Source organism: Pseudomonas sp. B7, assembly GCF_016735645.1.
GTDB lineage: Bacteria > Pseudomonadota > Gammaproteobacteria > Pseudomonadales > Pseudomonadaceae > Aquipseudomonas > Aquipseudomonas glycinae.
The window spans coordinates 881,535-902,613 of the sequence record NZ_JAERRE010000001.1 but is presented as its reverse complement, the minus strand read 5'-3'; the positions used below and the strand labels follow the sequence as shown (position 1 = coordinate 902,613).

Below are 21,079 nucleotides of genomic sequence, written 5' to 3'. Positions count from 1 at the left end.
ATTAGCGCGGCTGTCCGGCACGTGAATGTGCAGCCCGCAAAGCAAAGAGCAAAAGTGTTGAGTGAAAGTGTCCGGGTCGGGGCAGGTGGTCAACTGTCGAACGCATTCTGCAACCAGTTCAGCTGATCCTGGTGACTGTCGATGGCCACCACGTCGAAGCGGCAGGGGGAATTGGCCCAACGCGATTCGCGCTGAAGAAAATACTGTGCGGCGAAAATCAGTTTCTGCCGCTTGCGCCCATCGATGCTGTCGAGTGCGCCACCCCATTGAGTGTTCTTACGGTAACGGACTTCGACGAATACTACTGTATCGCCATCAAGCATGACCAGATCAAGCTCACCGCGTTTGCATAACCAGTTCTGCGCCAGCAGGCGCAGACCCTGGTGTTGCAGATGCTCGAGCGCCTGGCGCTCGGCATCCTTGCCGCTTTGCAGGTGTGACCTGTCGGGCATCAGCGTGGAGTGTCCGGCAGGCGCTGGATCTGACCGCTGACGAACTGTGCCCATGGCAACTGACGTACGACTCGCTGGGACTGAGTCATGCCCAAGCTGCCCGACTGACCTTCAATGCGGCTGTCCGGCAGTGCCTTGAGCTGATCCAGGCGCGGCGCGAGGCGGTAGGCATCGACGCCCATCGCGTACAGGCGGCCGAGGCTGCCGGCGGCTTGTGGCCATTGCGCGGTGACCTGCTGACGCAGCGGATCGCTGGTTTCCAGCAGCCACGGGGTTTCGCAGAAGCGCACGCCGTTCATGTCGTTGTACTGGTTCACGTCGCCGCTGGCGCTGAACACGTGGGAGGTCGCGTAGACCGGCACGTCACCGGCGTACTGGAAATTCAGGGTCGGCTTGATTTGCTGCGCCTGTTGTGGTGTGGCGGCGAGGAAGATGAATTCGATGTCCTGGCGACGCGAAGGCTGGGCGGCAACGTTGGTGCCGGCAGCATTCTGCAGGCTCTTGGCGCGAGCTTCGCTCTGACGCAGTTGGAACATGTCGGCGATCTGCTGGGCCAGTTGCACCGGCTGATCGACGCGCTCGGTGGCGACAATGCTGCCGCCGTTGGCTTGCCAGTCCTGGCTGAACGCGCGCAGGACGCGGTCGCCCCATTCGCCTTTCGGCACCATGATCGCGGCGCGGTGCAGGCCGTCTGCACGGGCGCGGCGGGAGACTTCGCGGGCTTCGTCTTCAGCGGCCAGACCGAACTGGAACAACTGCGCCGGGCCTTGATCGCCTTCGCTGTAGTTCAGGGCGAGGGTGGTGATCGGCAGTTGCGGGCGAGTGCTCAACTGTTTGACCAGCGGCTTCTCCAGCGGGCCGACGACCAGTTGCACGCCATCGGCCTGGGCCTTGCGGTAGAACTCGTCGAGATTGGTCAGTTTCGAGCTGTCGTAGAACTCGATGGCCGGTGGTTTCTGGCCGGCTTGCTGAGCCTGATAGTGTGCGGCCATGAAGCCGTCACGCAGGGCCTTGCCGACCGAGGCCAACTGGCCGTCCTGTGGCAACAGCAGGGCGATCTTGCTCAGGGGCTGGCTGGCCAGTTCCTTGAGTTTGGTCAGGGGCAGCGGCAGGTTGATCGCGGCTGGGTGCTTTGGATGCTGGTTGCGCCAGTTGTCGATGGCGGCTTGCTGCTGTTCCAGGGTGCCGGCGGTTTTCACGGCCAGGGCCAGGCTCATCCAGCCGCCGAGGTCATCGGTGGTGTTCGCTTGCAGTTGATCGGCCGGCAGCGACGCAATCAGGGTCCAGATCGCTTCGTGGTTCTTGCTGGCTGCTTCGCCTTCCAGCATCGGCGCGATGAAGATGCGCTCGCGGGCAGCGGCCAGGGTCTGGCCGTCGGCTTCAAGGGCGCGGGCGTGAACCGTGCCGGCGCGAACTTGCAGCGGTACGGACAGTTCGCTCAGGCGTTGCAGGCTTGGATGGCTCAAGGCAGTCAGCGCGGCTTTCGGCTGGTTGCGGGTCATGGCCAGTTCAGCAGACAGGGTGCTGGCGAATGCCTGCTGGCCCGGCTGGAGTTGTTCCATCGGCACTTGCTGCAGGATTTGCGCGGACTGTCCGGCATTGCCCTGGCGGTACGCCATGTCTGCCGCACTCAGGCGCAACAGCGCAGCCTTGTCCGGCGATTTGGCCTGGGCAGCCTGTTCGAGCAATTGCTCGATGGTGGCATCCGGGGTCCGAGGAAGTTCGCCAAGGCTGGAGGAAGGGGAGCTGGCGCAAGCCGCCAGCAAGGCAGCGAGGCAGAGGGCAGTGAACAGCCGCAGGCAAGCGATCATGTAAGTGTTCCTGATACTCGATCAAATTAGCGTCGAATTGTACCCAAGCACTGGCCGGGGCGCGATGTTACTGGCGTGAAACCGTCAATTTAGCTGATACAAAGAGTGCGCAGCCTCACAATGGTGCGACAAACCGTGTCCGACCCGAGCGCATCGTTCGACGTACTACGCGCTACAATGGCGGTTTTTACCGATCATGAGGTGTGCGCTTTGACTGCTCCAGGTCCTTTGAATTCCGCTGCGGGCTCGCTTTATGTGGTGGCGACGCCCATCGGCAACCTGGATGACATCAGTGCGCGGGCGTTGAAGATCCTGCGCGAGGTGGCGCTGATCGCCGCCGAAGACACGCGCCACTCACAGCGCCTGATGCAGCACTTCGGCATCTCCACACCGCTGGCGGCCTGTCATGAACACAACGAGCGGGATGAAGGCAGTCGCTTCATAACTCGTCTGTTGGCAGGTGACAACGTTGCACTGATTTCCGATGCCGGTACGCCGCTGATCTCCGATCCTGGTTATCACCTGGTGCGTCAGGCGCGTGCCGCCGGGATCAATGTGGTGCCGGTGCCAGGTGCGTGCGCGTTGATCGCGGCATTGTCGGCTGCCGGTCTGCCATCCGACCGTTTTATCTTCGAAGGCTTTTTGCCGGCCAAGGCCGTAGGGCGCAAGGCGCGGCTGGAAGCTATCAAGGAAGAACCGCGCACGTTGATTTTCTACGAGGCGCCGCATCGTATTCTGGAATGCCTGCAGGATATGGAAGCGGTGTTCGGCGCTGACCGTCCGGCATTGCTCGCTCGTGAAATCACCAAAACCTTCGAAACACTCAAGGGATTACCGCTGAGCGAGTTGCGGGCATTCGTCGAGGCCGACAGCAATCAGCAGCGCGGCGAGTGCGTTGTTGTGGTGGCGGGCTGGACCGCACCGGAATCCGAAGACGCTGTCAGCAGCGAGGCGATGCGTATCCTTAACCTGTTGCTGGAAGAGATGCCGCTCAAGCGTGCGGCAGCCCTGGCAGCGCAAATCACCGGTGAGCGCAAAAACGTGCTGTATCAGGTCGCGCTGGATCAGCAAAAAGATGCGTAACCCGTCGCGCAGACCGGTTTGCGGGCTATTAGCGCTTGTTCTTCGGCCGCTCTGCCGTTAACCTGCGCGGCGGAGAGTCGATCGGACAGTCGCTGCCCTCTATGAAAATTAGGGGGGGGAGGAAAGTCCGGGCTCCATAGGGCGAAGTGCCAGGTAATGCCTGGGAGGCGTGAGCCTACGGAAAGTGCCACAGAAAATAACCGCCTAAGCGCTTCGGCGCCGGTAAGGGTGAAAAGGTGCGGTAAGAGCGCACCGCACGTCTGGCAACAGTTCGTGGCTAGGTAAACCCCACTTGGAGCAAGACCAAATAGGGTCCCAAGGCGTGGCCCGCGCTGGGACCGGGTAGGTTGCTAAAGATGTCCAGTGATGGCCATCGTAGACGAATGACTGTTCAAGACAGAACCCGGCTTACAGATCGACTCTCCACCTTTTTCTTTTCCCTGCTTGAATTAAAGGCGACAGGGCTGTTTATTATCAGCAGGCCTGCGCTGGAAACCGGCAGCGGCAAACGCAGTAATAGCCATTTCCCACCTTGCTTCAATCAACAGCAGAAGCGCTTTTGTAATACCGAAAAAATCTTACTCTTAACAAATTACTTTAACTTTCGAGCGCAGCTTTCAGTGCTGCTTCAAGTTATTGGATAAAAGCATCCGCCAGATTCTCGTTGCTCCTCCTTTTATGCTCCTAAATCTCCGTTCTGTAAGGGTTTTCCTTTAATCCGCGCCTTGACGGTGTGGTGGGCGCATTCCTATAGTGTGCGCAAGTGGCGGAAAGTGGCATGAAGTGGGTTTTTTGAGCTCAAAACGATAAAAATTGGAGAAACGCAGACGTGTTTCGCGGAGCTAACGCTATCAGTCTCGACGCAAAGGGCCGTCTCGCCATGCCGAGCCGGTACCGTGACGAGCTCGATTCGCGCAGTTCCGGCCAGTTGATCGTGACCATTGATGCCGTTGATCCATGTTTGTGTGTCTACCCGCTCGATGAGTGGGAAATTATCGAAACCAAGTTGCGCGCGCTTCCTTCGCTTCGCGAAGAGAACCGTCGTCTGCAGCGTTTATTGATTGGTAATGCCGTTGACCTCGAGCTCGACGGCAGTGGTCGTTTCCTGGTGCCGCCGCGCCTGCGCGAATACGCGAAGCTCGACAAGCGCGCGATGCTGGTGGGCCAACTGAACAAGTTCCAACTGTGGGACGAAGATGCCTGGAACGCGGTTTCTGCCGCTGACTTGGCTGCCATACAACAACCGGGCGCCATGCCTGACGAATTGCGTGATCTGATCCTGTGACTATTGATAGCGGCTTTAACCACATCACCGTACTGCTTGACGAAGCCGTCGAGGCTCTCGCCGTACGCCCTGATGGCTGCTATCTGGACGGCACGTTCGGACGCGGCGGGCATAGCCGGTTGATCCTGAGCAAGCTCGGGCCGGACGGTCGGCTCATCGGATTCGACAAGGATCCTCAAGCGATTGCCACCGGGCAAACGCTAGCGGCCGAAGACGGCCGCTTTGTCGTTGTGCAGCGCAGCTTTGCCGAGCTCGGTTCGGTCGTTGCCGAACGGGGGCTGACAGGCAAGGTCAGCGGCATTCTGCTGGATCTGGGCGTGTCTTCGCCGCAGCTCGATGACGCCGAGCGCGGCTTCAGTTTTCTCAACGACGGCCCGCTGGACATGCGCATGGATCCGTCCCGTGGCATCAGCGCAGCCGAGTTCGTCAACACCGCGCCGGTGGAAGAAATTGCCCGTGTCTTCAAAGAGTACGGCGAAGAACGTTTCTCCGGTCGCATGGCCCGTGCCGTTGTCGAGCGCCGTGATGTCACGCCGTTCGAGCGCACCGCCGATCTGGCCGAAGTCCTGAAAGTCGCCAACCCGGCGTGGGAAAAGGGCAAGAACCCGGCAACCCGCGCTTTCCAGGGCCTGCGCATTCAAGTCAACAACGAACTGGGCGATCTGGAAGCGGGTCTTGAAGCCGCGCTCGAATGCCTGGAAGTGGGCGGTCGTCTGGTCGTGATCAGCTTCCACTCGCTGGAAGACCGTATTGTCAAACTGTTCATGCGCAAGCTGGTGAAAGGCGAAGCCGACAACCTGCCGCGCAACCTGCCGGTTCGCCACGTTGCGTTCGAACCGAAAATCAAAGTCCATGGCAAAGCGCAGACGGCCTCCGACGCCGAACTCAAAGCCAACCCACGTTCCCGTAGCGCCGTCATGCGCGTCGCGGAGAAGCTGCGGTGAGCAAGCTTTTCGCCAAGCCACTGCCCGGCGGCAGCTTTTTCATGCTGCTGCTGTTCATCGGCGTGCTCGTGTCGGCCATCGGCGTGTCTTACAGCGCCCACTGGAACCGGCAGTTGCTCAACACCCTTTACAACGAACTGAGCGTGCGCGACAAGGCGCAGGCCGAGTGGGGGCGTCTGATCCTGGAGCAAAGCACCTGGACCGCCCACAGCCGGATCGAAGTGCTGGCCACCGAACAACTGAAGATGCACATCCCCGGCGCAGCTGACGTGAAGATGGTGGCGCCATGATGAAACTCGAAGGGGCTCTCTTCCCGTGGCGCTTCCGTCTGATGGTGGCACTGCTCGGCGTGATGGTCGCGGCCATCTGCTGGCGCATCATCGACCTGCAAGTGGTTGACCGAGACTTCCTCAAAGGCCAGGGCGACGCGCGCAGTCTTCGGCACATTCCGATTCCGGCTCACCGTGGTCTGATCACCGACCGTAACGGCGAGCCGCTGGCCGTGAGTACCCCGGTGACCACGCTCTGGGCGAACGCCAAGGAAATGCAGACCGCCAAAGAGAAGTGGCCGGCACTGGCCGCCGCGCTGGGGCAGGATCCGAAAGCCCTGGCCGAACGTCTCGAAGCCCAGGCCAACAAAGAATTCATTTATCTGGTGCGCGGGTTGACCCCCGAGCAGGGCCAGGCCGTGCTCGACCTCAAAGTCCCGGGTGTCTACGGCATCGAAGAATTCCGCCGGTTCTACCCGGCCGGTGAAGTGACGGCGCACATGGTCGGGTTCACCGATATCGATGACCACGGTCGTGAAGGTGTCGAACTGGCCTACGACGAATGGCTGGCCGGCGTGCCCGGCAAGCGGCAAGTCATCAAAGATCGGCGCGGTCGGCTGATCAAGGATGTCCAGGTCACCAAAAACGCCAAGGCCGGCAAGCCCTTGGCGTTGTCGATTGACCTGCGCCTGCAATACCTGGCCAACCGCGAACTGCGCAACGCGATCATCGAGAACGGCGCCAAGGCCGGCAGTCTGGTGATCATGGACGTGAAGACCGGCGAGATTCTCGCCATGGTCAACCAGCCGACCTACAACCCGAACAACCGTCGCAACCTGCAACCGGCGATGATGCGTAACCGCGCGATGATCGACGTGTTCGAACCCGGTTCGACCATGAAAGCGATCTCGATGAGCGCCGCGATCGAAACCGGCCGCTGGAAACCGAGCGACACCGTCGAGGTGTATCCGGGCTCCCTGCAGATCGGTAAATACACGATCAAGGACGTATCGAAGACCGAAGGTCCGGTACTCGATCTGACCGGCATTCTGATCAATTCCAGTAACGTCGGCATGAGCAAGGTCGCGTTCGACATCGGCGGCGAAACCATTTTCCGCCTCGCACAGAAAGTCGGCCTCGGTCAGGACACCGGCCTCGGCTTCCCGGGCGAGCGTGTCGGCAACTTGCCGAACTACCGCGAGTGGCGCAAGGCCGAGACCGCAACGCTGTCGTACGGCTACGGTATTTCGGTGACTGCGATCCAGCTGGTGCATGCATTCTCGGCGCTGGCCAACAACGGTCGTCTCGCACCGCTGACCCTGATCAAAACCGACAAGGCACCGCAGACCACCCAGGTGCTGCCGGAGGCCGTCGCGAAAACCATGCAAGGCATGCTGCAACAAGTGATCGAAGCCCCGCGCGGCGTGTTCCGTGCGCAGGTGCCGGCGTATCACGTGGGCGGCAAGTCCGGTACCGCGCGTAAAACGTCGGTCGGCACCAAGGGCTACGCCGAAAACTCTTACCGCTCGCTGTTCGCCGGTTTCGGCCCGATGAGCGATCCACGTTATGCAATCGTCGTGGTGATCGATGAACCGACCAAGGCCGGTTACTTCGGTGGTCTGGTTTCGGCGCCGGTGTTCAGCCGTGTGATGTCGGGCACCCTGCGCCTGATGAACGTCACCCCGGACAACCTGCCGACCACACAACAGGCCAACGCCACCCCGGCCGTTCCGCTGAAAGCCAATGGAGGGCGCGGCTGATGTCTCTGAGTCTGAACAAGATTTTCCCCCACGCCGGCCACGATCTGTTGATCCGTGAACTGGCGCTCGACAGCCGCAACGTGCGCGCGGGTGACCTGTTCCTCGCCGTGCCGGGCGGCAGGTTCGACGGTCGTGCGCACATTGCCGACGCCTTGCAGCGCGGTGCTGCTGCCGTGGCTTATGAAGTGGAAGGCGCCACCGTGCTGCCGATCACCGAAGTGCCGCTGATTCCGGTCAAGGGCCTGGCGGCGCAGTTGTCGGACATCGCCGGGCGTTTTTACGGTGAGCCGAGTCATCATCTGAATCTGATCGGCGTCACTGGCACCAACGGCAAGACCAGCGTGACTCAACTGGTGGCGCAGGCGCTGGATCTGCTCGGTCAGCATTGCGGCATCGTCGGCACCTTGGGCTCCGGTTTCCATGGCTCGCTGCAAAGCGGCCTGCACACGACGCCGAATCCGATCGCCATGCAAGCGACCCTGGGCGACCTGAAAAAGGCCGGCGCCAAAGCCGTGGCCATGGAAGTTTCGTCCCACGGCCTGGATCAGGGCCGGGTTACTGCGCTGGCGTTCGACGTGGCAGTGATGACCAACCTGTCCCGCGATCACCTGGATTATCACGGCACCATGGAGGCCTACGCGGAAGCGAAGGCCAAGCTGTTTGCCTGGAATGACCTGAAGTGCCGCGTGGTCAACCTCGACGACGACTTCGGCCGGCAACTGGCCGCTGAAAAGCGCGAGTCGCGGCTGATCACTTACAGCCTGCTCGACAGCAGCGCCTATCTCTATGTGCGTGAAGCGCAGTTCGACGACCATGGCGTGCGCGCCACGCTGGTCACGCCACAGGGCGAGCACCATCTGCGCAGCACGCTGCTCGGTCGTTTCAACCTGAGCAACGTACTCGCCGCCGTCGGCGCCTTGCTCGGTCTCGACTACGCGCTCGACGAAATCCTTAAGGTATTGCCGAAACTCGAAGGCCCGGCCGGACGCATGCAGCGTCTCGGCGGCGGCACTCAGCCGCTGGTGGTGGTCGATTACGCGCATACCCCGGACGCCCTGGAAAAAGTACTGACCGCGTTGCGTCCGCACGTCAAAGGTCAACTGCTGTGCCTGTTCGGCTGCGGCGGTGATCGCGATCGCGGCAAGCGTCCGCTGATGGCCGAAGTGGTCGAGCGTCTGGCCGACCGCGTGCTGGTGACCGATGACAATCCGCGCACCGAAGACCCGGCGGTAATTTTCGATGACATCCGCGCCGGCTTCACGGCTGTGGATAACGTGACGTTCGTGGCTGGCCGTGGCCAGGCCATCGCGCAACTGATCGCCGGCGCTTCGGCCGACGACGTGATTGTCCTGGCCGGCAAAGGTCACGAGGACTATCAGGAAATCAACGGCGAGCGCCATGCATTCTCGGATCTGGTCGAGGCGGATCACGCCCTGACCGCGTGGGAGGTGGCCCATGCTTAAGGCCCTGAAACTCAGCGAACTGACCAACGCGCTCGACGCCCGTCTGATCAGCGCCGATGCCAGTTTTGACGGTGTGAGCATCGACAGCCGCGCGATCAAGGCTGGCCAACTGTTTATCGCCCTGACCGGTCCGCGTTTCGACGGTCATGACTATTTGAATGAAGTCGCCGCCAAAGGCGCCGTTGCGGCATTGGTCGAACGTGAAGTCGCCGACAGCACGCTGCCGCAATTGCTGGTCAAGGATACCCGTCAGGCTCTCGGCCAGTTGGGTGCCTTGAACCGTGCCGCATTCACCAAACCGGTTGCGGCAGTCACCGGCTCCAGCGGCAAGACCACGGTCAAGGAAATGCTCGCGAGCATCCTGCGCACACGCGGTTCGGTACACGCGACCCGTGGCAACCTGAACAACGACCTCGGCGTACCGCTGACCCTGCTCGAACTCGCCCCGGAACACAGCGCGGCAGTGATCGAACTGGGCGCCTCGCGTCTAGGTGAAATCGCCTACACCGTAGGGCTGACCAAGCCGCACGTAGCGATCCTCAACAACGCCGGAACCGCCCACGTCGGTGAGTTCGGCGGGCCGGAGAAAATCGTCGAAGCCAAAGGCGAAATCATCGAAGGGCTGGCGGCCGACGGCGTCGCTGTGCTGAACCTCGATGACAAGGCGTTTGGCATCTGGAAGACCCGCGCTGCCGGTCGCAAAGTGCTGACTTTCGCATTGAGCAACACTCAGGCGGACTTCCATGCCAGCGATCTGGCCACCGATGCCCGTGGCTGCCCGGCGTTCAACCTGCACAGTCCTGAAGGTGTGGAACGGGTTCAACTGAACCTGCTCGGCACTCATAACGTCGCCAACGCCATGGCCGCTGCTGCTGCTGCGCACGCCTTGGGTGTGTCGCTGTTCGGCATCGCCACCGGGCTTGGCGCGGTACAACCGGTCAAGGGTCGCACCGTCGCGCAACTGGCGAAAAACGGCATGCGCGTGATCGATGACACTTACAACGCGAACCCCACCTCGATGTGCGCGGCCGTTGATATACTCGCCGGCTTTTCCGGCCGCACCGTCCTGGTGCTCGGGGATATCGGCGAGTTGGGCGACTGGGCGGAGCAGGGGCATCGCGACGTGGGCGAATACGCCCGGGGCAAGGTTTCCGCGCTATACGCCGTCGGGCCGAACATGGTCCACGCCGTGAGCGCATTCGGTAACGAGGCGCAGCACTTCGGCACACAGGCCGAACTGATCCAGGCTCTCGGCGCCGAGCAGGACACAAACACCACCATTTTGATCAAGGGTTCGCGCAGCGCAGCGATGGAAAACATCGTTGCGGCCCTGTGCGGGTCCAGTCTGGAGAAACATTAATGCTGCTGCTGCTAGCGGAGTATCTGCAACAGTTCTACAAAGGCTTCGCGGTCTTCCAGTACCTGACCCTGCGCGGGATCCTCGGTGTGCTGACCGCGCTGGTCCTGTCGCTGTGCTACGGCCCGTGGATGATCCGCACCCTGCAGAACCGTCAGATCGGTCAGTCGGTTCGTAACGACGGCCCGCAATCGCACTTGTCCAAGTCCGGTACGCCGACCATGGGCGGTGCGCTGATTCTGTCTTCGATCGGCGTCAGCACTCTGCTGTGGGCTGACCTGAGCAACCGCTACGTGTGGGTCGTGCTGCTGGTGACCCTGCTGTTCGGCGCCATCGGCTGGGTCGACGACTACCGCAAGGTGATCGAGAAGAACTCCCGTGGTCTGCCGAGTCGCTGGAAGTATTTCTGGCAATCGGTGTTCGGCCTCGGTGCGGCGATCTTCCTTTATATGACTGCCAGCACTCCGGTGGAAACCACCCTGATCCTGCCGATGCTCAAGGACTACAGCATTCCGCTGGGCGCGGGTTTCATCGTGCTCACCTACTTTGTGATCGTCGGTTCGAGCAACGCAGTCAACCTCACCGACGGCCTCGACGGTCTGGCGATCATGCCGACGGTGATGGTCGGCGGTGGTCTGGGCATCTTCTGCTACCTGTCGGGTAACGTGAAATTCGCTGAATACCTGCTGATCCCTTACGTACCGGGCGCAGGCGAGCTGATCGTGTTCTGCGGCGCATTGATCGGTGCCGGCCTGGGCTTTCTTTGGTTCAACACCTACCCGGCGCAAGTCTTCATGGGTGACGTCGGCGCACTGGCGCTGGGCGCAGCCCTGGGCACCATCGCGGTGATCGTCCGTCAGGAAATCGTCCTGTTCATCATGGGCGGCGTGTTCGTGATGGAAACCCTGTCAGTCGTCATTCAGGTTGCGTCCTTTAAGCTGACCGGTCGCCGTGTGTTCCGCATGGCGCCGATTCACCACCACTTTGAACTCAAGGGCTGGCCCGAGCCGCGCGTGATCGTCCGTTTCTGGATCATCACCGTGATTCTCGTGCTGATCGGCCTTGCCACCCTGAAGCTGAGGTAGAACGAGTGTCTCTGATCGCTTCTGACCACTTCCGCATCGTTGTCGGCCTCGGCAAGAGCGGCATGTCCCTGGTTCGCTTCCTGGCGAACCGGGGCGTGGCGTTTGCCGTGGCCGATACGCGGGAAAATCCACCGGAACTGGCCACGCTCCAGCGTGACTATCCGCACGTGGAAGTGCGTTGTGGCGAGCTGGACGTCGAGTTCCTGTGCCGTGCCGACGAGCTCTACGTGAGCCCCGGCCTGGCGCTGGCGACCCCGGCCCTGCAAGCCGCCGCGGCCCGTGGCGTGAAGCTTTCCGGCGACATCGAGCTGTTCGCGCGTAACGCGAAGGCGCCGATCGTGGCCATCAGCGGTTCCAACGCGAAAAGCACCGTCACCACCCTGGTCGGCGAGATGGCGGCTGCGGCCGGCAAGCGCGTGGCCGTGGGCGGCAACCTCGGTACGCCGGCGCTGGATCTGCTCAGCGATGACGTCGAGCTGTACGTGATGGAACTGTCGAGTTTCCAGCTGGAAACCACCGACCAGCTCAACGCCGAAGTGGCGACCGTGCTCAACATCAGCGAAGACCACATGGACCGCTACAGCGGTCTGCCGGCCTATCACCTGGCCAAACACCGGATCTTCCGTGGCGCCAAGCAGTTCGTGGTCAACCGTCAGGATGCGTTGACCCGTCCGTTGATGGGCGAGGGCCAGCCGTGCTGGACCTTCGGCCTGAGCAAACCGGATTTCAAGGCGTTCGGCCTGCGTGAAGAGAATGGCGAGAAATACCTGGCCTTCGAATTCCAGAACCTGATGCCGGTGCGCGAACTGAAGATTCGCGGCGCCCACAACCAGTCCAACGCCCTGGCGGCGCTGGCACTCGGCCACGCGGTCGGGCTGCCGTTCGACGCCATGCTGGTGGCGCTGCGCACCTTCGCCGGTCTCGAACACCGTTGTCAGTGGGTGCGTGATCTGGACGGCGTCGGTTACTACAACGATTCCAAAGCCACCAACGTGGGCGCCGCACTGGCCGCCATCGAAGGCCTGGGTGCCGACATCGACGGCAAGGTCGTGCTGATCGCCGGTGGCGACGGCAAAGGCGCCGAATTCAAGGACCTGCGCGATCCGGTGGCGACCCATTGCCGCGCCGTGATCCTGATGGGCCGTGACTCCGACAAGATCGGCGAAGCGATCGGCGATGCCGTTCCGCTGATTCGCGCCACCACGCTGGTCGATGCGGTTGACCAGTGCCGCGCCGCCGCCCAGCCGGGTGATGTGGTGCTGCTGTCGCCGGCCTGCGCCAGTTTCGACATGTTCAAGAACTACGAAGACCGTGGTCACCAGTTCGTCCGCGCCGTGGAGGATCTGGCATGAGCTTGAGAAACATCATCAAGCCATACCCGTCGCCGCTCATTACCGGACGCGGAATCGACCTCGACTTCCCGATGCTCGCCGGTTGCCTGGCGTTGCTCGGTCTGGGCCTGATCATGATCGCCTCGGCATCGACAGAAGTCGGCGCAGCGCAGTCGGGCAGTGCTCTGTATTACATGACCCGTCACCTGATCTACGTGGTGCTGGGCCTGGGCGCGTGCGTCGTCACCATGATGATTCCGATCGCCACCTGGCAGCGGCTGGGCTGGCTGATGCTGATCGGCGCGTTCGGCCTGCTGGTGATGGTGATCATCCCCGGGATCGGCCGTGAGGTGAACGGTTCGATGCGCTGGATCGGTTTCAGCTTCTTCAACGTGCAGCCGTCCGAGATCGCCAAGGTGTTCGTGGTGATCTACCTCGCCGGTTATCTGGTGCGTCGCCAGAAAGAAGTGCGCGAGAGCTGGATGGGCTTCTTCAAGCCGTTCATCGTGCTGCTGCCGATGGCGGGCCTGCTCCTGATGGAGCCGGACTTCGGTGCCACCGTCGTGATGATGGGCGCTGCGGCGGCGATGCTGTTCCTCGGCGGGGTCGGGCTGTTCCGGTTCTCGCTGATGGTGGTGCTGGCCGTCGGTGCGGTGGTGTTGCTGATTCAGATGCAGCCGTACCGGATGGCGCGTCTTACCAACTTCGCCGACCCGTGGGCCGACCAGTTCGGCGCCGGTTATCAGTTGTCGCAAGCCCTGATCGCGTTCGGTCGCGGTGAATGGCTGGGCGTCGGCCTGGGAAACAGCGTGCAGAAGCAGTTCTACCTGCCGGAAGCGCACACCGACTTCGTGTTCTCGGTCCTGGCCGAAGAGCTCGGCGCCGTAGGCTCGCTGTGCACCGTGGCGCTGTTCGTGTTCGTGTGTATTCGCGGCATGTACATCGGTCTGTGGGCCGAGAAAGCCAAACAGTTTTTTGCCGCTTACGTTGCCTACGGCCTGTCGTTCCTGTGGATCGGCCAGTTCCTGATCAACATCGGTGTGAACGTCGGCCTGTTGCCGACCAAGGGCCTGACCTTGCCGTTCCTCAGTTATGGCGGCAGTTCCCTGGTGATCTGCTGCGCCTGCCTTGGCCTGTTGCTGAGGATCGAGTGGGAGAGCCGGACCCACCTGGGCAGTGAAGAGATGGAATTCCATGAGAGCGACTTCGCCGAGGAGCCGAACCATGGGCGCTAACGTATTGATCATGGCCGGCGGCACCGGTGGCCACGTGTTCCCGGCGCTGGCCTGTGCCCGCGAATTCCAGGCACGCGGCTACACCGTGCACTGGCTCGGTACGCCGCGCGGGATCGAGAACGATCTGGTGCCGGCGGCGGGTCTTGAACTGCACCGCATCAACGCCACAGGACTGCGTGGCAAGGGCAAGCTGTCGCTGCTCAAGGCGCCGTTCATGCTGCTGAAATCGGTGTGGCAGGCGCGGGCGATCATTCGCCGCTTGCGGCCGGTGTGCGTGGTCGGATTCGGCGGCTATGTGACCGGCCCCGGTGGTCTTGCCGCCAAACTGGCCGGCGTGCCGGTGATCGTTCATGAGCAGAACGCCGTGGCCGGCACCGCCAATCGGTTGCTGGTGCCGTTCGCCGCCCGGGTGTGTGAAGCCTTCCCCGACACCTTTACCCTGTCGGACAGCCGCCGTACCACCGGTAACCCGGTGCGCAGCGAGCTGTTCCTCGAAACACCGCGCCCGGCCCTGGCCGGACGCAAGGCGCGTTTGCTGATCCTGGGCGGAAGCCTGGGCGCAGAGCCGTTGAACAAGTTGCTGCCTGAAGCCCTGGCACAAGTCGCTGCCGACTTGCGTCCGGAAGTGTTCCATCAGGCTGGCAGAAACCACGATGAAGTGACTGCAGAGCGCTACCGCGCCGCCGGCGTGGATGCGCAGGTGCAGCCGTTCATCAAAGACATGGCCCAGGCCTATGGCTGGGCTGACCTGGTGGTGTGCCGCGCCGGCGCATTGACCATCAGCGAACTGGCCGCCGCCGGTCTGCCCTCGATGCTGGTGCCCTTGCCCCACGCGATCGACGATCACCAGACCCGCAACGCCGATTATTTGGCCCGCGAAGGCGCTGCCTTCCTGATGCCGCAAAGAACGACTGGTGCCGCGGACCTTGCCGCGCGCCTGACAGAGGTCTTGATGCAACCGCAACGACTCGAACAAATGGCCCAAGCGGCCCGCCGTCTGGCGAAACCCGAAGCCACCCGTAGCGTGGTCGATACCTGTCTGGAGGTGGCCCATGGTTGAGAATCAGAAAGCCATGCCGCAACCGGAAATGCGCCGCATCCGTCGCATCCACTTCGTCGGGATCGGCGGCGTGGGCATGTGCGGCATCGCCGAAGTGCTGCTGAACCTGGGCTATGAAGTGTCCGGTTCGGACCTGAAAGCTTCGCCGGTGACCGAGCGCCTGGAATCCTTCGGTGCGCAGATCTTCATCGGCCACCGTGCCGAGAACGCCGCTGCCGCCGATGTGCTGGTGGTGTCGAGCGCCGTCAACACCTCCAACCCGGAAGTGGCGACCGCACTGGAACGCCGCATCCCGGTGGTGCCGCGTGCCGAAATGCTCGCCGAACTGATGCGCTACCGCCACGGCATCGCCGTCGCCGGTACCCATGGCAAAACCACCACCACCAGCCTGATCGCTTCGGTGTTCGCGGCGGGTGGCCTGGATCCGACCTTCGTCATCGGTGGCCGTTTGAATGCTGCGGGCACCAATGCCCAGCTCGGCACCAGCCGTTATCTGATTGCCGAAGCCGATGAAAGCGACGCAAGCTTCCTGCATCTGCAGCCGCTGGTGGCTGTGGTCACCAATATCGACGCCGACCACATGGCGACCTACGACGGTGACTTCAACAAACTGAAGAAAACCTTCGTCGAGTTCCTGCACAACCTGCCGTTCTACGGTCTGGCGGTGATGTGCCTGGACGATCCGGTGGTGCGTGAAATCCTGCCGCTGGTCAAGCGTCCGACCGTGACCTATGGCTTCAGCGAAGACGCCGACGTGCGCGCGATCAATGTTCGTCAGCAGGGCATGCAGACCTTCTTTACCGTGCTGCGCCCTGATCGCGAGCCTCTTGATGTGTCCGTGAACATGCCGGGCAATCACAACGTGCTCAATTCCCTGGCGACCATCTGCATCGCCACCGACGAAGGCGTCAGCGACGAGGCCATCGTCCAGGGCCTGTCCGGCTTCCAGGGTGTCGGCCGACGCTTCCAGGTCTACGGCGAACTGCCGGTGGACGGCGGCAATGTGATGCTGGTCGACGACTACGGTCACCACCCGACCGAAGTCGCAGCCGTGATCAAAGCCGTGCGCGGTGGCTGGCCGGAGCGCCGTCTGGTGATGGTCTACCAGCCGCACCGTTACAGCCGCACCCGCGACCTGTACGACGATTTCGTCAATGTCCTGGCCGACGCCAACGTGCTGCTGCTGATGGAAGTCTACCCGGCCGGCGAAGAGCCGATCCCGGGCGCCGACAGCCGCAAGCTGTGCAACAGCATCCGCCAGCGCGGTCAGCTCGACCCGATCTACATCGAGCGCGGCGTCGATCTGGCGCCACTGGTCAAGCCGCTGCTGCGTGCCGGCGACATTCTGCTGTGCCAGGGCGCCGGTGACATCGGCGGTCTCGCACCGAAACTGTTGAAAAGCGAGTTGTTCGCCGGTGCCGTGGCGGCATCGGTCGAGGGGAAGTTGAAATGACTGCTGCCTACGCCAATCTGTTCTCCACCATCGCCCCGAAGGATTTCGGCCGTGTGGCCGTGTTGTTCGGTGGCCTGAGTGCCGAGCGTGAAGTCTCGCTGAAGTCCGGCAATGCCGTGCTCACTGCGCTGCAAAGCGCAGGTGTGGACGCGTTCGGCATCGACGTCGGCGCCGACATTCTGCAGCGCCTGCTGAGCGAGAAGATCGACCGCGCGTTCATCATCCTCCACGGTCGTGGCGGTGAAGACGGCAGCATGCAGGGCCTGCTCGAAGTGGCCGGCATTCCGTACACCGGCAGTGGCATCCTGGCTTCGGCACTGGCGATGGACAAGTTGCGCACCAAGCAGGTCTGGCACACGCTCGGGATTCCGACGCCGCGTCACGCCGTGCTGCGCAGCGAGGCCGATTGTATTTCGGCGGCGACGGAACTGGGCTTCCCTTTGATCGTCAAACCGGCGCATGAAGGTTCAAGTATCGGGATGGCCAAAGTGAGTTCTGCGTCCGAGTTGATCGACGCATGGAAAGCGGCCAGTACCTACGATTCGCAAGTGTTGGTCGAGCAATGGATCCACGGTCCGGAGTTCACCATCGCCACCCTGCGTGACCAGGTGTTGCCTCCTATCGCTCTGGGTACGCCGCACACGTTCTACGACTACGACGCCAAGTACATCGCCAACGATACCCAGTATCGGATTCCGTGCGGGCTCGATGCCGCCAAGGAAAAAGAACTCATGGACCTCACGGCGCAAGCCTGCGAGGCGCTGGGTATTGCCGGTTGGGGCCGGGCGGACGTGATGCAGGACGCCGACGGCAAATTCTGGTTCCTGGAAGTCAACACCGCTCCCGGCATGACCGATCACAGCCTGGTACCGATGGCGGCGAAAGCGGCCGGTCTGGATTTCCAGCAGCTGGTCCTGGCCATTCTGGCCGCCAGTGTCGATGCCGACGGCAAGAAAGAGGCGCGAGGTTAAAACCATGCAAGGCGCACAGCTCAGACATCAGCCACCCGCACCCGGCCGCAAGCCGGTGCCGCGGGGTGCCAGCCGAATGGTGGCCAAAGAGCCGATGTCCGCGCGCCTGCCAAAAGCCAACTTCGGCTTTTTGAAAGGTCTGTTCTGGCCGGTGCTGCTGGTGGCCCTGGGGTTCGGCACTTACGAAGGCGCGCAGCGATTGCTGCCGTACGCCGACCGGCCGATCACCAAGATCGCGGTGCAGGGCGACCTGAGTTACATCAGCCAGCAGGCGGTGCAGCAGCGAATCGCCCCGTACGTGGCGTCGAGCTTCTTCACCATCGACCTGGCGAGCATGCGCACCGAGCTTGAGCAGATGCCTTGGATCGCCCACGCCGAAGTACGTCGGGTGTGGCCGGACCAGGTGGTGATCCGCCTCGAAGAGCAACTGCCGGTGGCCCGTTGGGGCGACGAGTCGTTGCTCAACAACCAGGGCCAGGCGTTCACGCCCAAGGAACTGGCGAACTACGAACACCTGCCGCAGCTGTTCGGTCCGCAGCGGGCCCAGCAGCAAGTGATGCAGCAATACCAGGTGCTGAGCCAGATGCTCCGGCCATTGGGCTTCTCGATTGCGCGGCTGGAGCTGCGTGAACGTGGCAGCTGGTTCCTGACCACCGGTGCCGGCAGTTCCGGCCCCGGGATCGAGCTGCTGCTGGGACGCGGCAACCTGGTGGAAAAGATGCGCCGCTTCATTGCCATCTATGACAAGACGCTCAAAGAACAGATTACGAACATTGCGCGCATCGATCTGCGCTACGCCAACGGCCTCGCTGTTGGCTGGCGGGAACCAGTAGCGCCGACGACAGCCCAACCCGCTGTCGCAAAGAATTAAGAAGAGGCAGGACCCATGGCAAACGTGCAAAGCGGCAAAATGATCGTCGGTCTCGATATCGGCACCTCCAAGGTGGTGGCGCTGGTCGGCGAGGTTGCGGACGACGGCTCGCTGGAAATCGTCGGGATCGGCACTCATCCGTCCCGCGGCCTGAAGAAAGGCGTGGTGGTCAACATCGAGTCCACCGTGCAGTCGATCCAGCGCGCGATCGAGGAAGCCCAGTTGATGGCGGGCTGCCGCATTCACTCGGCGTTCGTCGGCGTGGCGGGCAATCACATCCGCAGCCTGAACTCCCACGGCATCGTCGCGATCCGTGATCGCGAAGTCAGCGCGGCGGACCTGGAGCGTGTACTCGATGCCGCCCAGGCCGTGGCGATCCCGGCCGACCAGCGTGTGCTGCACACCCTGCCGCAGGATTACGTGATCGATAACCAGGAAGGCGTGCGCGAGCCGCTGGGCATGTCCGGCGTGCGTCTGGAGGCCAAGGTTCATGTGGTCACCTGCGCCGTCAACGCCGCACAGAACATTGAAAAATGCGTGCGTCGCTGCGGTCTGGAAATCGACGACATCATTCTCGAGCAACTGGCCTCGGCCTACTCGGTTCTGACCGACGACGAAAAAGAGCTGGGCGTTTGCCTGGTCGACATCGGCGGCGGCACCACCGACATCGCGATCTTCACCGAAGGCGCCATCCGCCACACGGCCGTGATCCCGATTGCCGGTGACCAGGTGACCAACGACATCGCCATGGCGTTGCGCACCCCGACCCAGTACGCCGAAGAGATCAAGATCCGCTACGCCTGCGCCCTGGCCAAACTGGCCGGTGCCGGCGAGACCATCAAGGTGCCGAGCGTCGGCGACCGTCCGCCGCGTGAACTGTCCCGTCAGGCCCTGGCCGAAGTGGTCGAGCCGCGTTACGACGAACTGTTCACCCTGATCCAGGCCGAGCTGCGTCGCAGCGGCTACGAAGACCTGATCCCGGCCGGCATCGTGCTGACCGGTGGTACCTCGAAGATGGAAGGTGCCACCGAGCTGGCCGAAGAAATCTTCCACATGCCGGTCCGCCTGGGCGTGCCGCATGGCGTGAAGGGGCTGGATGACGTGGTACGCAACCCGATTTATTCCACTGGCGTTGGCTTGTTGATGTACGGCCTGCAGAAGCAGTCCGACGGGATCTCGTTCTCGGGCATCGGCAGCCGCGACAGCTACAGCAACGATGAGCCGCAGGCGCCGTTGCTGGACCGTTTGAAGAAGTGGGTTCAAGGCAACTTCTAACGCTTTACCGCAGCACCGCAACAAACAGCAGTAGGCGAAAAAACTAGAGAATGTAAGGAGAGGGAAAATGTTCGAACTCGTAGACAACATCCCCGCAAGCCCGGTAATCAAAGTTATCGGTGTTGGCGGTGGCGGCGGCAACGCTGTCAACCACATGGTCAAGAGCAACATCGAAGGTGTGGAATTCATCTGCGCCAACACCGATGCTCAAGCGCTGAAAAACATCGGCGCGCGCACCATTCTGCAACTGGGCACCGGCGTGACCAAAGGCCTTGGCGCCGGCGCCAACCCGGAAGTCGGCCGTCAGGCTGCGCTGGAAGATCGCGAGCGCATCGCTGAAGTGCTGGCCGGCACCAACATGGTGTTCATCACCACCGGCATGGGCGGCGGTACCGGTACCGGTGCTGCGCCGATCATCGCCGAAGTGGCCAAGGAAATGGGCATCCTGACCGTTGCGGTCGTGACCCGTCCTTTCCCGTTCGAAGGCCGCAAGCGTATGCAGATCGCCGACGAAGGCATCCGCATGCTCTCGGAAAGCGTCGACTCGCTGATCACCATTCCGAACGAAAAACTGCTGACCATCCTCGGCAAGGACGCAAGCCTCTTGTCGGCTTTCGCCAAGGCTGACGACGTACTGGCCGGTGCCGTTCGCGGTATCTCCGACATCATCAAGCGTCCGGGCATGATCAACGTCGACTTCGCCGACGTACGCACCGTGATGAGCGAAATGGGCATGGCGATGATGGGCACTGGCTGCGCCAGCGGTCCGAACCGTGCACGTGAAGCGACCGAAGCGGCCATCCGCAACCCGCTGCTGGAAGACGTGAACCTGCAAGGCGCACGCGGCATCCTGGTGAACATCACCGCCGGTCCTGACCTGTCCCTGGGTGAGTACTCCGACGTGGGTTCGATCATCGAAGCCTTCGCTTCCGAGCACGCGATGGTCAAGGTCGGTACCGTTATCGATCCGGACATGCGCGACGAATTGCACGTGACCGTGGTTGCCACCGGTCTGGGCGCGAAAATCGAGAAGCCTGTAAAGGTCATCGACAACACCGTTCACACCTCGATGGCGGCTGCTCAAGTGCAGCAACCGGCACCTGCTCGTCAGGAACAGCCAGCGGTGAACTACCGTGACCTGGACCGTCCGACCGTCATGCGCAACCAGGCTCAGGCCGGTGCTGCGACTGCCGCGAAGATGAATCCGCAAGATGACCTGGACTACCTGGACATCCCGGCTTTCCTGCGTCGTCAGGCCGATTGATGAAATGTATCAGGGGTATTCAGGTGATTGGTGTTCAGCAAAGGCTCGGTCTGCTATCATCGCCAGCCTTTGTTGATACCAGTTCGCAATTTGCGCTGAAGCGGCCCATG

The 21,079-nt window shown here is 62.2% G+C and carries 18 protein-coding genes and 1 other RNA gene; 17 read left to right on the top strand and 2 right to left on the bottom strand.

What is annotated here, in order from left to right; translation table 11 throughout:
* Positions 1–89 precede the first annotated feature (89 nt).
* Positions 90–452 carry a YraN family protein gene (locus tag JKA62_RS04240; protein ID WP_011335870.1) on the bottom strand — a complete coding sequence of 121 codons (363 nt, stop codon included), beginning with the start codon at positions 450–452 and terminating at the stop codon, positions 90–92.
* The gene (locus tag JKA62_RS04235) at positions 452–2,263 is read right to left on the bottom strand and encodes a penicillin-binding protein activator (RefSeq protein WP_011335869.1); all 1,812 of its coding nucleotides are present in this window, start codon (positions 2,261–2,263) and stop codon (positions 452–454) included. Before JKA62_RS04235 ends, JKA62_RS04240 begins: the two co-directional genes overlap by 1 nt.
* A gap of 177 nt (positions 2,264–2,440) precedes the next feature.
* Here JKA62_RS04235 and rsmI point away from each other — a divergent pair, with 177 nt between their 5' ends.
* The 17 genes from rsmI to ftsZ all read left to right on the top strand — a co-directional run bounded on the left by rsmI (position 2,441) and on the right by ftsZ (position 20,969).
* Positions 2,441–3,346: a 16S rRNA (cytidine(1402)-2'-O)-methyltransferase gene (gene rsmI, locus JKA62_RS04230; protein WP_080511027.1), complete on the top strand. Its 906-nt coding sequence runs from the start codon at positions 2,441–2,443 to the stop codon at positions 3,344–3,346.
* Between the two features lie 73 nt (positions 3,347–3,419).
* Positions 3,420–3,773: RNase P RNA component class A (gene rnpB / locus JKA62_RS04225), an RNA gene on the top strand.
* A 402-nt stretch (positions 3,774–4,175) separates the two neighbouring features.
* Entirely contained in the window at positions 4,176–4,631 is a 456-nt protein-coding gene (mraZ, locus tag JKA62_RS04220; protein ID WP_007917012.1) for a division/cell wall cluster transcriptional repressor MraZ, read from the top strand.
* On the top strand, positions 4,628–5,575 hold the full coding sequence (rsmH, locus tag JKA62_RS04215; protein ID WP_011335867.1) for a 16S rRNA (cytosine(1402)-N(4))-methyltransferase RsmH: 948 nt from the start codon (positions 4,628–4,630) through the stop codon (positions 5,573–5,575). Before mraZ ends, rsmH begins: the two co-directional genes overlap by 4 nt.
* Positions 5,572–5,865, top strand: a complete 294-nt coding sequence (gene ftsL / locus JKA62_RS04210) for a cell division protein FtsL (RefSeq protein ID WP_007956777.1) — start codon at positions 5,572–5,574, stop codon at positions 5,863–5,865. The genes rsmH and ftsL overlap by 4 nt, the downstream gene beginning before the upstream one ends.
* Positions 5,865–7,604 carry a peptidoglycan D,D-transpeptidase FtsI family protein gene (locus JKA62_RS04205; protein WP_170929382.1) on the top strand — a complete coding sequence of 580 codons (1,740 nt, stop codon included), beginning with the start codon at positions 5,865–5,867 and terminating at the stop codon, positions 7,602–7,604. Before ftsL ends, JKA62_RS04205 begins: the two co-directional genes overlap by 1 nt.
* Entirely contained in the window at positions 7,604–9,067 is a 1,464-nt protein-coding gene (locus JKA62_RS04200; protein ID WP_011335866.1) for a UDP-N-acetylmuramoyl-L-alanyl-D-glutamate--2,6-diaminopimelate ligase, read from the top strand. The genes JKA62_RS04205 and JKA62_RS04200 overlap by 1 nt, the downstream gene beginning before the upstream one ends.
* Positions 9,060–10,427: a UDP-N-acetylmuramoyl-tripeptide--D-alanyl-D-alanine ligase gene (locus JKA62_RS04195; protein ID WP_011335865.1), complete on the top strand. Its 1,368-nt coding sequence runs from the start codon at positions 9,060–9,062 to the stop codon at positions 10,425–10,427. The genes JKA62_RS04200 and JKA62_RS04195 overlap by 8 nt, the downstream gene beginning before the upstream one ends.
* Positions 10,427–11,509 (top strand): phospho-N-acetylmuramoyl-pentapeptide-transferase, encoded by a 1,083-nt coding sequence (gene mraY, locus JKA62_RS04190; protein ID WP_007956769.1) that lies wholly within the window; start codon positions 10,427–10,429, stop codon positions 11,507–11,509. Before JKA62_RS04195 ends, mraY begins: the two co-directional genes overlap by 1 nt.
* A gap of 5 nt (positions 11,510–11,514) precedes the next feature.
* Entirely contained in the window at positions 11,515–12,861 is a 1,347-nt protein-coding gene (murD, locus tag JKA62_RS04185) for a UDP-N-acetylmuramoyl-L-alanine--D-glutamate ligase (protein WP_201816470.1), read from the top strand.
* Positions 12,858–14,075: a putative lipid II flippase FtsW gene (gene ftsW, locus JKA62_RS04180; protein ID WP_007956765.1), complete on the top strand. Its 1,218-nt coding sequence runs from the start codon at positions 12,858–12,860 to the stop codon at positions 14,073–14,075. Before murD ends, ftsW begins: the two co-directional genes overlap by 4 nt.
* Entirely contained in the window at positions 14,065–15,135 is a 1,071-nt protein-coding gene (gene murG, locus JKA62_RS04175; protein ID WP_011335863.1) for an undecaprenyldiphospho-muramoylpentapeptide beta-N-acetylglucosaminyltransferase, read from the top strand. Before ftsW ends, murG begins: the two co-directional genes overlap by 11 nt.
* Positions 15,128–16,588: a UDP-N-acetylmuramate--L-alanine ligase gene (gene murC / locus JKA62_RS04170; RefSeq protein WP_011335862.1), complete on the top strand. Its 1,461-nt coding sequence runs from the start codon at positions 15,128–15,130 to the stop codon at positions 16,586–16,588. Before murG ends, murC begins: the two co-directional genes overlap by 8 nt.
* Positions 16,585–17,559: a D-alanine--D-alanine ligase gene (locus tag JKA62_RS04165; protein WP_007956758.1), complete on the top strand. Its 975-nt coding sequence runs from the start codon at positions 16,585–16,587 to the stop codon at positions 17,557–17,559. Before murC ends, JKA62_RS04165 begins: the two co-directional genes overlap by 4 nt.
* 4 nt (positions 17,560–17,563) lie before the next feature.
* Positions 17,564–18,430: a cell division protein FtsQ/DivIB gene (locus JKA62_RS04160; protein ID WP_007956757.1), complete on the top strand. Its 867-nt coding sequence runs from the start codon at positions 17,564–17,566 to the stop codon at positions 18,428–18,430.
* Between the two features lie 15 nt (positions 18,431–18,445).
* Positions 18,446–19,705 carry a cell division protein FtsA gene (ftsA, locus tag JKA62_RS04155; protein ID WP_011335861.1) on the top strand — a complete coding sequence of 420 codons (1,260 nt, stop codon included), beginning with the start codon at positions 18,446–18,448 and terminating at the stop codon, positions 19,703–19,705.
* Between the two features lie 67 nt (positions 19,706–19,772).
* On the top strand, positions 19,773–20,969 hold the full coding sequence (ftsZ, locus tag JKA62_RS04150; RefSeq protein WP_007956754.1) for a cell division protein FtsZ: 1,197 nt from the start codon (positions 19,773–19,775) through the stop codon (positions 20,967–20,969).
* Positions 20,970–21,079: the final 110 nt, after the last annotated feature.